The sequence below is a fragment of the Cupriavidus basilensis genome (assembly GCF_029335485.1).
In the GTDB taxonomy this organism is placed as follows: Bacteria; Pseudomonadota; Gammaproteobacteria; order Burkholderiales; family Burkholderiaceae; genus Cupriavidus; species Cupriavidus basilensis_E.
Genome location: NZ_JARJLM010000542.1, coordinates 50,433 through 64,484, shown reverse-complemented (window position 1 = coordinate 64,484; position 14,052 = coordinate 50,433). Strand labels below are relative to the sequence as shown.

Here is a 14,052-nt window from a genome sequence, read left to right as displayed (position 1 = left end):
GTTCCAAACGTGCGCGATTTGGTCTCACATCGCAGGAGGTCCCCGCTTGCTGCACCTATCTTCCCATCGGGACCTACCGGTCACCACCACCCAAGATGGGGGATTGTTGTTACCCCCCATTTGGGTGGTGAACAACAGCGGCGTGTTTTTCATCCGCTAGAATCGCGCGAAGTGAACGGGGCGCGGGAAATGGCGGACAGAAGTGATCGTCGGTGGACCAGGTTGGCTTGGCCGCTCGCCTGGGTAGCGCTTAGCGTCGTGCTGGTGATGGCCCTCTTTCGGGGCGTCTGGTACGAACCGGGTGAACTCGACATCGAAGATGCTGCGAGATATGCATGTTATGAGGCCATTGACCGGATGTCGCCGACGCCCTACGCAGCCGATTTCGAGATCGAGGAAGCGCCGCAAACTTTGCGACGCGCAACGGACGGCACGATAGAGATGCAGTTCAGATTCACTGCGAAGAGCGCGCATGGTTCTTCCACAAGCGTCATTGCATACTGCAATGTGTCCAGCAACGGACAGCGCGTAGAACGCATCCGCCAGAGGCGCACGCCTTAGGAAATCCCAGTACCCGCCAGTCTCCAAACACCCACCCGGGTGGTTTCTTGTTTTCTGGGGCCGCCAATGTGCTGGCCGCGCGCCCGAAGTGCAGTTTCTCGGCCACGACCACGAAGACACACAGGTATTTCAGATCCATGCGCGTGGTGATGCTCCCGTTTCAGGCCGCATGCCTGGCCGCCAGAACGTCAGTCACCTTTGCCCGCCAATGCTTGTGCAAGCGACGCCGCGGTGTACTCACGCCGCCGATTACCGGCTGGCCGGTCTGCTCAGCGCAGTGGTCCAGAGCCTGGCGTAGTAGTGTGTCCACGTGCCGCAGCGAGACGCCGAGGCGATTCGCCACCTCCTGGCGGGTCATCTCTTCTAGCCGCAGGTTCATCAGCACGTCCTGGTGGCGGCGCGGCAGGCCGTCCAGGGCACGATCCACTGCCGCCAGATCGGAGCGCACCTCGGCGATGCGATCCGGGCTGGGAGAGTCGTCGGCAAGGTTTTCGAGTTCGGTGTCGGCGTCGTTCGTGTACTGCCACGGGCGGAAGTGGCGCAGCTGGTCCGTCGCCAGGTTGCAAGCCACGCGGTACACATATGCTTCAGAATTTTGAACCGCTGTGGACAAGGTCGCGTCGCCGAGTCTCAGCCAAGCATCGTGCAGGGTATCGGAGGCCTGGTCGGGGCACCCAAGGTGGCGTTGCAACCGACGATGCAGTCGCTCGTAGTTCGCGACCAGACACTCTCGCAGCCGCGCCGTGTGATACCTATCGTCGGATAGGGCATCAACCGCATCGGCAACTTCAAGGTAGAGATGGGCACTCATGTCCATTTCGGATTCCCCTTGGATTGGGGCCAAAGCGGCCTCCATCCTGTTCCCCGCGGTAGGAACAAGTGAGATTTACAGTCTTGGGGTCGCGGCTTAGCGGTCCTGCTGCAGGCGCCGCCGCTCGTCTTCCGTCAAGTGTGAGAACATCTCTGGCTTGAGGCGTTGCCCATGGCCAACAATTTGCACGCGGTTCTTCGGGTCATAGGGTGGCGCGTCGGACTGCAACCCTGAACGAGGATCCGGGGCTTTTCGGCTGTCGGTCCCTTCCATCGTCTCATTGCCAAAGCCCAGCACTCGCACCGTGAAGATCGACGGCAGGTTTTGCCGGGCGGCGGCCCGCTCGCGCTGCACCACGTCCTGCGCTGCCGCTGTCGCCTGCGAAGCCGCTGCGCTGGCATTGATCAGCGCACCGACGTTCACCGCCGCGACGGTCGGGATTCCAGTGGCCTCTCCCTTCACCTGGATGTTGGCGGCGTTGATCACCTGCAATGCCGCCAGGTTGACGTTGCCCGACACCCGAATGCCAGCCTCGCCTGCGTCAATTGTGCCTAGGGGGGCGATCAGGTCTACATCACCAGCCGGTACTTCCGCGATCGGCGCCAGTGTAGCGATGCCCGCACCGCTGCTCGGCACGTTGGACGACAGCTTTACGTTGCCGTAGGCGTCGTACTCGCGTTTTGGTGGCGTGTACACCAGCGTGGTCTTGGAGCCCCGCCCGGCGTTGATGTCGCCCTCGGCCGACCACGCCAGCACGTTCCCGCCGAAGGTGGTCATGATGCGAGACAGTCCCAGCAGCACGCTGCCCTGGCTGTAGATTGAGATGTCGCCTGCGCCCTGCGTGAGCAGGCCCGAGGTTGCCGGCGGCACTTGGCCCTGGACTCCGACCACGACCTGCCCGCCCGGCGCCAGCACATCGATGTCACCACCGAACTGCGTCTGCACGCCCGCGCCGCCGAACAGGGTGATGTCGCCCTGCCTGACGATGGCCTTGCCGTTCGCATCCTTGGCCGGGAACAGGGTCGCGATCATGTCACGGCCTCGCAAGTAGGAGCCGTATCGACGACTATCTGGGTTGTTGTACTCCCGGCCGCCGGCTTCCAATTCGGCGTAGTACACTGAACGCAGAAAGACCCGCCGCTGTTCCGGCGCAAGGGCCGTGAAGTAAGCCAATGTCTCAGACCCGTTTCCTTCGAAGCCATAACGCACCTTTAGCCACTCTGCAAGTTCCTTCTCGTAGGTCTTGACCACCTTGCCCGAGCCGTCGAGCGGCGTGTCCGCCGGCAGCAGATTGGCCGGATCGAGGTACTGCATGAGCTTGGCGTAGTCAGGGCCGAAAGCGCCCACACCAGCCTGCAGCACGATGCCTGCGCCGGCTCGGGTGTCGCCAGCGGCAAGAGAACCGATGCTGGTGATGCTGCCCTTGTCACCCTGGTAGAGGTTGCGCCCGGCCGAGACTTCCAGCGTGCCCGGGCCTGCAACCTGGACATTGGTGTAGAACATGTCGCGCCCCGCAGAAACAATCGACACGTCCGTACCGTTCGCGTTCAGGATTAGCCCTGGATTCGGTGTGTTGCCAGCCCCACTTCCAAAGTTCACGATATCGCGCCCTGCCAGTACGCGCGCCAACTTCGCACCGATATTCCGTGTGTAATAGGAATTGGTCGGTGTCTCGTAGACCTGCGCTGTCTCACCCAGCGCCACATTCAGCAAATCACCGTTGACCGCATAGACACGAACGGGCTGTGCGTCGCCTGCGTGCAGGTTTGATGTCACCGTGTCACGCCGGTAGGCATGAAAGCCGTTGTACATATCGTATGCGACGTTGAAAGCGGGCTTGAACGGATTTGGGATCGAATCCAAATCCGCGTTGGCCCCAGAGACATTGAAGCGCAGCGAGCCTTCAGGCGTCCCGTCGAAAGATCCAGAAGGGATGAATGCTCCGCCATAAATCGAATCCTGCGCCAGCAACTCCAATTGCCCACGGGCTGAAGGCGACAGTTCGATAACGCTGTTGTCGAAGCCTCCGTAGTAAATACTCCCGCTGGCAGCAACGACACGGAACTGTGCCGGCAGCATCTGATCAGGCCTCCCGGAGCGTGCGTCCCAACGTTCGTTCCCCGACGCTGTGGGATTGAATGGCGTGACATTCCCACCCACCGAGAACAAATCGATGGACGTGGTCGGTTGCCACAGAGAAAACCATGTCCACTGCGAACTACCAGTTAGGATTTGGCCGGGGTCACCAACGCCGCCCAACACCAGATCACCGCGGCCTCGCAGCGTGACAGCGCCATCGCCTGGCACCAGCACGGGCCCGCCGCGTGCGCCACCAATAGCCATGAGTGTGGCTCGGTACGGCTCAATCCCGCGAGGATCATTGAGTTCTGCCCGGTTGTATACCAACGGAATGGCGCCTATCGCCCCCGCATCCACCACGATGTCGCCGCGCACGTTGGTGAACGAACCATTGAAATCGTCCCCCGTCGCGACACTAGCCGCCGCGCCGGGATTGAGCCTGCCACCGATCTTGACCGTGAGATCACCGCCGCCGGTCTGCACGAGCGTGCCACCGGTAACCCTGCCGTCGGCCGATTTCTGCACGGAGGTGACGCGTCCGCTCGATCCCACCGCGAGCACCAGACCGGTACTGATAAATCCTCCCAGATTGTCGCTGCGGGCTGGCGCAAGATTTCCAGCATCGCCGCCGACCCGCAAGCTGACGTTGCCGCCACCCAAAGCACCGAACCCCGCGAAGCCCTGCAGATACGTCTGCATAGAATAGCTATCGGTGGCATAGGATCCGAAGTTGATCGACCACGTGGCCTTCTCGCCGGATGCGTGATCGCCCTGACGCCATAGCCAGTTGCTGACTGCGTAGGTGTTGTAGGCGTTACTGGCGGGCTGGTACTGATAGATATAGCCCGTCAAATCTCCCTGCGCAACGATCCGCAAGTCGCCTCCATGGTCGGGAAGATAGCTCCCCGATGGCAGCGCAGTGCTGCCGGGATCGGTTTGAGTTCCTGCCGTGTAGATGCCATAGGCAGAACCCTGCGAGATACTGCCGCCTGCCAGGAGTTCGAGATTGCCAGTACCTGTGCGGAGAACGCTGATGCCTCCGACTTCAGCGGGATTTTCCAACTTCGTGTGGCCCGCATTGGCCGCTCTCGCAAGAGCAGTCAAGGATTGCACTCCTCGACTGTCCGTGCTGGAAAGATCAGCGCCGCTGACGAATCGGAACGAAGAAGACTTCAATCCGGCTGCGAGCATTGGCGCTGTGGCATTCGTAGCCGATACAGCAGGTGTTCCACGAGTTACAACGGTCGTGTATCCCGGCAAGGAAATACCTGCTTCGAAAACAAGATTCCCGTATCCATTATCAAGACCATTCCAACTGATCGTCGTTCCAGCCGGAACCAGATTGTCGGTAAACCCCCATTCTGGCGCCCACAGCACATTTCCGTTCGTGTCAAACAATACCGCTGTCGAGTAGAAAACGTTGTTCGGGATGAGCCAGTCCGTCGTGAGCGTTACGTCCTTTAAAGGCGACAAAGGAGAACTGAGGACCGTACCCGGCGGCGAGATATCGAGCACTGTTGGTATTGCGTGTTTATAGCCGAACCCATCATTGATACTGCCCGTGATGATCAGGTTGCCGCCTGCCCGGATCACAAACATGCCAGGCTCACCAGCGCCATAGTTGGCCGAAGCAGTGTCGCGATTGGCATTGGGCCCGTAGCGATATCCGGAGAAATCCAGATCGCCATTGATCGTCAGATTGCCATTCGGCGTATAGCTGGCGATCTCCACACCAGGCCGCAGATGGAAGGCTTCGCCATGGACAGTCAGACCCGCCAAGCGATTGCCCAGATCAGAATTTGCCAGAGCGGCATTGAGGAATTGGTCACTGCGCTGATCGATCTGCTTCAATCCGATGGCGCCATTGGCGCCTACCGGTGCCTCACCCCCGTTGTCCTGCACAATGGTGCCGGCGACATCCGTCGGCGAATAGGACCAGAAACCATTCACGGCGATACTGCTTGCGCCACGGAGATTGACGGGGCTGCTTGCGCTGATCCGGACGTCGCCACTGGTCTCACCAATGCGGCCGACATTGAGTTCCACTTTGCCTCGAGCCCCACCGTCCGGCGAGGACAAATCCAACGTGGCACCCGACGCCAACGTCAGCCATCCTTCGCTGGTGGTGAGTTCGATCGTGCCGCGGTTCTTGGCTTCGATAGGCGCGCCATAGCTGTCCACCTGCAATTTGCTGCCATGCACATCGAGCACTGCGGTCGAGGCAAGTGTCAGGTTGTCCCGTGCCGCGAGCCGGATCGTGCCTGGCTTGGTGCTGCTGGCGTCAATGGTGCCCGCCACGGTAAGGCTGCCGCCGTCCACCGACAGATTGACCTGGTGCGCCTGCACTTCGTTGCCGATGGTCAGGTTGCCCTGCTTGAAATCGAAGGATCGCGCGCCGAAGTAGCCCGCGCGGTTCAGCGCGGCGTTGAGCGCCGCGAAGTCACTCGTCAGGTTGCCCGGATCGGTCCCAATTAACTGCGCCCGCACGTCGATGATCCCGCCACTGTGGCCAGGCCCCCCGCTGCCCAGCAGCGTGCCCCCCAGGGCGATGCGACCGGCGTCGGCATCCAGCGCCGTTAGTTGGAGCGTCCCCGCGTCGCTGTTCCTGGCGGATACATCGATTGTCGAGCCGCCGCTCTGGACGATATTGCCAATGGTGCTTTCCAGTGCGACGTCACCGCCCCACGAATATCTCGTCACATCGAAGAAGGGAACGGCGCGGCCGGACACATCGAGACGCGCGCCGTCGGCCAGCATGATGTCGCGGGAAGCGGTCATCGTCAACTTGCCGCTCGGCAGCACGATGGCCGAAGATACATCGATGGTGCCCGCATTCAGGTTGATCTCGGCGCCGAGCGCCTGGGGCGCGAGATGGGCCGTCGCACTGGCCGGGGAAGCGACGGTCAAGGCCCCTCCCGTGCGGTAACTCATGATGGAACCCGCATCGCCGGTCAGCAGCGGCGTGATGAGATTCAGCGCGCCGCCGACGCCGGCATAGGTCTTGGGGTCGAAGCCCGTGCCAGGATCGGCCCCTATCGTGTAGGCCGAGAGGCTGCCCTTGTTGTTGGCGGTGATGGACTCGCGCGCCTGGAGGTTGACGTTGGAGAAGCCCAGCATCAGCCGGTTGGAGGTGACGCTGTTGTTCGGCTGCGACTTGTCCGGATAGCCGAAAATGATCCGGTTGGCATCGAAACTCAGCGAGCCCTGCCCCGTGCCGGGACCGTTGGCGAGAACCGCGCCAGGCGTGGCGCTGTCGTAAATGACCCTGCGATTCTGATCGTAGTGCGGCACAACCATGCCGCTCCACACCAGCGTGTCGACCGCCAGGCGGGCCGTATCGCCAGCGTTTCCCAGGCCGTAGATCGCAGGCGTTCTCAGGACCAGTTGGGACAGCAAGGGCTTGCCCGACGCCCGGTCCACCAAGCTGAGATCGATCGAGCCAAAGAAGTTCAGCGACTGGGATGCGCTGAGCATGAGGTTCTTCGTGGCAGCGATGCCGGCCGACGGATTGCCGGCGAGCAGTTGTGTCAGGATATCCTGAGTCAGGCTCATACCAATCGGCAGCACGCCTGCCGCCTGCGCCGCCGCCAGCACATTAGCCTCACCAAGATTGATCGAAGGCAGGGCCAGCGCCAGGTCGTGGGCACCGATCAGCGGGGTCCCCGCGAAGCTCACGCCCCCGGCTGCGGAGAACCCCACAGTGCCATTAGCGTAGATCGAGGCACCATCACCGATCAGGATGGAACTCGACCCGGGCACCAAAGGGAGAGTGAGTGTGACAGAACCGTTGGATGCAACCAGCAGCGGGGTCTCCCCCCCGCCAAAGAAATAGCCGGTGGACGAGTCCGCGACTGGCACGTCCCAGCCGCGTGTGTCGATGCGCGCGCCGGATTGGAGCTCGATCCCCTTGTTGGCCGCGAGAAACGCTTGCGCAGCGCTCAGGACGGCGTCCTTCTCCAGTGTCAGGGAACCCGTAGTGTAGAGGCGACCCGCGAGTTGGATGGTTCCCGCCAGCACGGTGTCGAGAGTGGGCCTGCCGCCAATGTAGAGATTGGGTGCCCCGATGCGATTGATCACGTCGGCGTCGATGGGAACCAGCGTCGCACTGCGCTGGGTCTGGCTGTGAGGTGCCGTGATGGCCAGATCCGCCTTCGCAGGTCGGAGGGACAGCGTGCCGCCGTAGCCCCCATCGGCCGGAAGGAAGTCGGCCATGCCGTCCCACACCAGTGCCGGGCTGCCGCCAGGGGTTGCTTTCGGCGCCATGTTGGAGAACGTCAGCGAGAGGAACTTGCCATCGCGTGCCAAAAGCGGCCGCGCGGTGCCAAAGGTCGCGACTTGGGCCAACTGAAAGGCGTCGTAGCTTTGTTCGTTGTACTTCGAATACGTGCGAACCGTCGCGCCGGGGGTGACTGTCACGCGCGTGTCCAACGCATCCCGGATCGACGTATTGGCGACGCCTTGGGTGCCCATCGCAGCAAAGGAGCCGTTCGCCATGGCGGTGGCGCCTGTTTTCGGCTGGGGCAGCGTGCGAGCGCCGAGTTCAACACGGTAGGCACCGGGCAGCAAGGCGTAGTTGGCCGGCAGCAGCGTGTAGGTGCCGGCCGGCAGGCCGGGCACACCGGCCGGGAGGGTGATCTGCTGGCCGATGCCGGGCACGGCACCGGCCCAGGCAGTGTTGTAGCCACCGGCCACGGGGGCGGTAACGACGCCTGGCAGGATCGCGTAGACCTTGCCGCCGGTCGCCAGCGAATTGAGCAGTGTGTCAACAGAACCGCCGCGGCCGACGGTGAAGGCTGCGCCCGCCAGGGTTCCACCGCCAGAGAGATCGACCACCGCGCCGCGGTCGCTGGCGATGTTGATTCCGCGCAGGGAGATGCCCTGTACCGACGCATCCTCCCGCACCCCCAGTTGGCCGGTGAGCAGGTTGGCAGTAGCGGGAGCGCCGCCGTTCACAGTGTAGGCGACGCCGTCGACCGTTCCCCCGAAGGGGATCACCAAACCAGCCGCGCTGACCGAGGTCAGGCTGCCCGGCAGCATTTCGAGGCGTCCCGCTGTCTGCAAACTGCTGCCGCTGGAACGCGACGCATACAGGTCGATAGCCCCCAGGGGCGCAATGAGTGTGCCCCCCTGGCGTATCTCGCTGGCAGACAAGCTGATGTCACCGAAGACCGAGTAAGGCTTTGGTGAAACAGCGACGCCTTCCGGGCGCGCAATAGAGAGCGTCGCGTCGCGGTTGAACGTGGGAACCCCGTTCTGGTCGACGGTGAAACCGGCATAGACCTTCACCAGCGAGCCACTCGCCGGATAGACCTGCCCCGCCACCAAGTCGAGATTGCCGATCGCAGCCAGGATGGTGGCTGGAACGCCGATACTCCCTCCAACATCGGTCGTGGTCAGGAACCGCAAGTCGCTTTGGCTGGCGAGCCGGGTGTCGGCGAACATTGCGTTGACGCGATTGCGTACGTCGATCAGGCTGGCATTAATGCTCAGCGCACCATCGGTCGGAAACGTCGGCAGTGTCGTCGGACGAAGCCCGAGTTCATTGTTGGAAGTCTGACCATCTAACAGAACATAAGGCGCCGACAGTTCGGCATGCCCACCAGACTCGCTGTTGTACAGCGAGCCCTTGCGCAGTGCCAGGCTGCGCCCTACGGAAAGGCGGACCTCGCCGTCGAAAACTACGGCATTGCCGCCCAACAATGATACGTCGTCGAAGCCTCCTGTGGCGATCTGTGCCGCACTGACACCGGCGCGACCGACTGTCAGGCTGACGTCGCGTTGCCCAGGCTTGAGCACTTCGGACAAGACATACGGGACTGCGTCTTGGCTGATCGTCATCACGCGGCCAACCTTTAGATTGGCCGCAACTTCGTCAGGCGAATTCTTGTAGTGATAGATTGGCGACTCCAGTTCGATGGACAGCGAGCCGCCTGATGCACCCGCACCGCCTGAGGTCGCGCGCAGGCTGCCTTCGTTGTAGATGCCGTTGTAGGAGCGCAGGGTGATGGCGCCGCCATCGCTGGCGATGGACCGGGCTGCGGTATCCACACTACGCTGCCCGATCGCGTTGACAGGGTATGAGAAAAAACGGGCCTGCGCTCCGGATGCGTCGAGCATCGCGCCTGGCCGCACTACCACGAAGGCGTCGGCGGAATTGCTGCTCTTGGTCGCTGCGTTCAGGGCACCTTCGCTGCCGAGCACGATGCTGCCGCCATTGGGCACTACACCGTAGGTACGACCTCCGACATCCATCGCGGTGTAGGCACGTGCCGCCGCATCCAGCACGGCATGACTACCGATCCAGACGGACAATGCCGCTGGGTCGGCGCTCGTGAATGTGCGCTCGTTGACGATGGTGATGTTGCCACCAGGCGCCTCGATGGCCCCCTCGATGGTGACCTGGCCGCCACTGGCAATCCGCACGCTGCGGCCGGGGTCAACGGCGATATGCGCGCCCTCGCCAATCATGACACTGCCGCCAGTTAGCAAGCTTGTCGCAGGATCCACGATGGGGCCAGAGCGCAGTTCCAAATCGGCGCCGCGCCGCTGGGTCAATCGGCTTTCGAGCGCGTCTTCAGTATAGACCGGCGCCAGGTAGCGCTCCAACCCACCGAGCGGGTCGGCACCCGAAGCCAGTTGCAGGCCGACCTTGGTGAAGCGCATCACGGGCATGATGGCTGCGACGGCAGTACCGTCGGCAACGATCAAGCCGCGCTCGCCGTTGAGCGTGTACTTCGAGAAGCCGTTGCTGAATGCATCGTTGGGAAGGTGCAGCGTCGGAATCTCTTCGATCTGGGCGCCCCGCGCCAGGAACGTGCCAGAGCGGAGGATCGTTCCCGCCGCCACTGTAACGTCCACGGGGGCGGGAGTTCCCGCCACATACGTCACACTGATCGGCGTGTTCAGGCTGAATCCTGAGGAGAAAACGGCCGGCGGCAGAACATAACCCGCCGGCAGCGTCCGGATATTCCAATAGTTTGCGCCAAACAGGAAAGCAGATTGAGGAATCGTTACACCGGGGTTGGCCAGCTTGTATTGACCGTTGTAGTTGTACCCGATGTTCACAGCACCGTCGGGCACCACCCAGTCAGCAGCCAAAGTCAGACCAGCGGACGGCAGGCTAACAGTGGACGGCAACGGTACACCGGTAGATACCGAGGTAAAGATTCGGCTGTACGCAACCGGCAGAGGCATACCGGCGGAAATCAGGAGTTCCTTCGCTAGCCTCACATCCGCCGGCGCGACGCTTCCGGCGGACAGCGTCGAGCCGATCTGGTAGCTCGCGTCGCCGATCACAATGACGCCGGATGTCGACAGGGCCAGCGTGCCGCCGCCATTGACGCCAAACCCGCGGACATCACCATCCAGCGTCAGAACGCCCGTGCCACCTCCTTGCGCGTCCGCCGACAACGCCACGCTGCCACCCTTGCCGCCCTTGGTGGCAAGCTTGGGCAACACCGCACCACCCGAAGACACATCGATCAGGCTACCCGCCGCCATCGACACATCCTTCGTCGACGCCAGCGTGACCAGGCCGCCGTTCAAGTACGCAAGCCCGCTTGCGGTTTCGGGGTTTAATGCCGTATTCACCCACAGCCCGCGCAGATCCAGCGTCACGCCTTGGTCCACGGTGATGGCCGCGGCGCCGTCCAGCAGCAGCGTGCGGCCTCCAAGGTTCGGCGCGTTGCCAGGCGCGTTGTCGACGCGGAAGCTGTTGTTGACACTCACGGTGCCGCCGCGTGCCGTGACGTCGGCGTTGAAGCCCACGACCGGCGCCGTCAGCGAGAGGCGGCCGCCATCGGCCAGCACCAGGGGCGCCTCGACGACGACCTTCCTGGCCGTGGCAAGGTCGAGACCTCCCAAGTGCTGGGCGTTCAGGCGGCTCGCATCGAGCCAGACCGTGCCGATGCGATCGCTGGCGAGCACGTCGCCTGCGGCCAAGTCGGCGGTGATAGAGGCGATGTCGCCAATGCGGACATCGCTTTCAAAGACACCGACACGCCCCGCATACTGGTCGGTCGCCCCGTATTGACCCAACAACAGCGCGCCAGGCAGCGCCACGGCGGCCTGCGCCTGCTTGTAGCCATCGGTGATGCTTGCCGCACGAGCTTGGGCCTGCTGCGCGCCATTGAACACATCAGCGACGATGTCACCTTCGATCACCGCCGTAGGGGCGCCGATGATCAGCCGCCCTGCATCACGCCCCACCGTGTAACCGTTCTCCAGGAGTCGTTGCGGGCCGATCAACGGGTTGTAGTAGTACCCCGTCGTGCTCGTGCCCCAGCGCTTGTGCTCGTCCTCGAAGCCCCTGTACACGCCCGTGTAGGCAATGTCCGCAGGCGCGCTATTGACGTTGTACAACCGCCCGTCGTTGCCCTTGAGCCACGTCTGGTTTAGGTAGCCCGTCTGCACGTTCACGCTGCCGCCCGAGAGGTTGATGGCCGAGCCGGCTTGCGTGACGACCTCGCTGCCGCCGAGCACGATCGTGCCGCCTTGCGCCAACCACTCGTCGATGCGGTGGCCTTGGTTGCTGAGATAGCCGCCGACTTCCAGCAGGCCGCCCGCGGTGTACCAGCGATCGCTCTCGTACCCACCCGTGCCAGCAGGCACATAGACCAGCCTGCGCCGGTCGATCCAGACATTGGCGTTGAGCAGCTTGCCACCTTCACGGTTCACGGGCGCATCGCGCTGTTCGTTGCCCTGCACGTTGACCTTGACGTTGTTACTCTCCATCGCCAGGTTCACGCCCACCGCACCGGACACATCGAGCTGCGCCCGGTCGGCCACAAAGCTGCGCTTCATTGCGCTGACCGCAATCTGACCGCCCGTGGCCAGCGTCAGGGAGTCGCCATCGAAGACCACGTTGCCACCGCTCGTGACCTCGATGCGGGACTGATCGCGCCGGTCGGACAGGAGCGAGAGGTTGTCGAAGGCGCCTGTACTGCTGGTTGACCGCAAGAGGTCCTGCGCCGCCGAGTCCTTGATCAGTGCATCGCGCTGGCTGTCAAGCGCGGTGGTCTTGCCGTCGTCTTCGGGCACGATGGCAGTCACCGCATGCTGACCAAGCGTCACTTTGCCCAGGGTGTCACTGGCCGAGTTCAGCAAGTGGACCGTCCCACGTGTGTTGACAGTGGTGGTAGCAACGGCCACGCCGTTTTGCTGCACATCGCGCCCTGCCAGGGTGATGTCACCCTCTCTGGCAAGAATGAGGCCGGTGTTGCTCACCTTGCCGGCTGTGCTGACAATGTTTAACTGCGGAGCGACTTCATTACCTTTCGTGGTGGAGGCAGTGTTGCCTTCGGTGCCTGCCCCCTTGCGGATGATGAAGCTGTCGCCAGCGGCCAGTTGGATTTGGCCTTTGCGTGTAATGATTTCGCCAGCGTTGGCAACTTCACCGCCGACAAGCAGCACATAGCCGCCGCCCTGGGTCGCCGAGGTCGGTTCCTTGGTGGTGATCTGCGCCCCAGCCTTTACCTCGACCTTGCCGAGGGCTTCGGTGAAGGTGGGTGTTGCGGCATCGGGGCCGTAAATGCCGCTGGACTTGAATTGACTGTCAGTGATGTTGGCTGCAGCTACGAGGAGATTGCGCGTGTCGATCTGGCTGCTGCCACTGAAGACGATGCCGTTGCGGTTCACGATCATCACCGTGCCATCGCCCTTGATCTGTCCCAGAATCCGGCTGGGGCGGGCGCTTGGATCGTTGACACGGTTCAGGACGGCCCAGTCCTGCTGCTGGTGGAAGGCCACCGTGGTGTTCTTGCCGACGTTGAAGGTCTCCCAGTTCAGGATCGCCTTGTCGGCGGTTTGCTGGATCCCCACCGTGGTTCTGCCATCGGCCACGGTCTGCGTCGGTGCGCTAGCGTTGAGCCAGCCTGCTGTGAGGCTGTTGGTGTCGACCTTCAGGCCGCCTTCGGCGAGGCCATCGGGCAACGAAGGATCATTCAAGGCCGCCTTGCGAGCTGCAGCCTGCGCGACCTGCTGCGCAGCGATGGACTGCGCCGCCACCCCCAGGTTGTTAATTGAGCGCTGTAACTGCGCGTTGGCCTGTCGCTGTTGCGCCGAGGGATTGGTCAGTGTAGAGACCGGTTGGCCGTTAGGCAGCTTGCCCGTTTGCTCCACCGTGTTCCGCATCGCGCCCTTGGCTGCAAACCACGCACCACTGAAGGCTTGCTGAGCATGAGCATCGGCAATTGCGCCACTGACCGCAAGCGTCATCGCGACGACACGTGCGATCGGCGCCATGCGAAACTCGCGCCCTTCTTGCATTTGATACCTGGATACCGTCGTTGCGCCCCTGTGTCCGCGTGTGCTCATGGGAAATTCCCGCCCGAAGATAAGTCGATGCCAACGGCTTCCCACTTCGCGCGGTCGGCCATGTCAAGAGCAGTCTCTGCAACGCCAGCGCACTGCGCCGGCGACAAACAGATCCGTCTTCCCTAAAGACACAGCAGCCCCTCAAAAACCACCAACTATTTTTTGACCCGCAACTCGCCCAATTAAAACCCGCGCGCAAAGATCCAGGGTACCTCGCGAACACGACAACGCCGATGACACGCCCAGCGTGCCATCATCCATCGATCATGTAGTGTGTGCGCTCGCTA

At 62.6% G+C, this 14,052-nt stretch carries 3 protein-coding genes; 1 reads left to right on the top strand and 2 read right to left on the bottom strand.

What is annotated here, in order from left to right; genetic code table 11:
* On the top strand, nucleotides 1–561 hold a 561-nt coding region (locus tag P3W85_RS33845; RefSeq protein WP_276267967.1), incomplete at its 5' end, for a hypothetical protein.
* 160 nt (nucleotides 562–721) lie between these two features.
* Here P3W85_RS33845 and P3W85_RS33840 read toward each other — a convergent pair.
* Together P3W85_RS33840 and P3W85_RS33835 are read right to left on the bottom strand one after the other, a co-directional pair.
* A complete protein-coding gene (locus P3W85_RS33840) occupies nucleotides 722–1,372 on the bottom strand; it encodes an RNA polymerase sigma factor (protein ID WP_276267966.1) in 651 nt (216 codons plus the stop codon).
* Between the two features lie 96 nt (nucleotides 1,373–1,468).
* Nucleotides 1,469–13,693, bottom strand: coding sequence for a filamentous haemagglutinin family protein (locus tag P3W85_RS33835; RefSeq protein ID WP_276267965.1), 12,225 nt, complete (start codon nucleotides 13,691–13,693; stop codon nucleotides 1,469–1,471).
* Nucleotides 13,694–14,052 lie beyond the last annotated feature (359 nt).

What these genes read in the sequence shown, in the direction of transcription:
- P3W85_RS33835 (WP_276267965.1), bottom strand. Translation starts at nt 13,693, where the DNA reads ATGGCGCCGATCGCACGTGTCGTCGCGATGACGCTTGCGGTCAGTGGC.
- P3W85_RS33840 (WP_276267966.1), bottom strand. Translation starts at nt 1,372, where the DNA reads ATGAGTGCCCATCTCTACCTTGAAGTTGCCGATGCGGTTGATGCCCTA.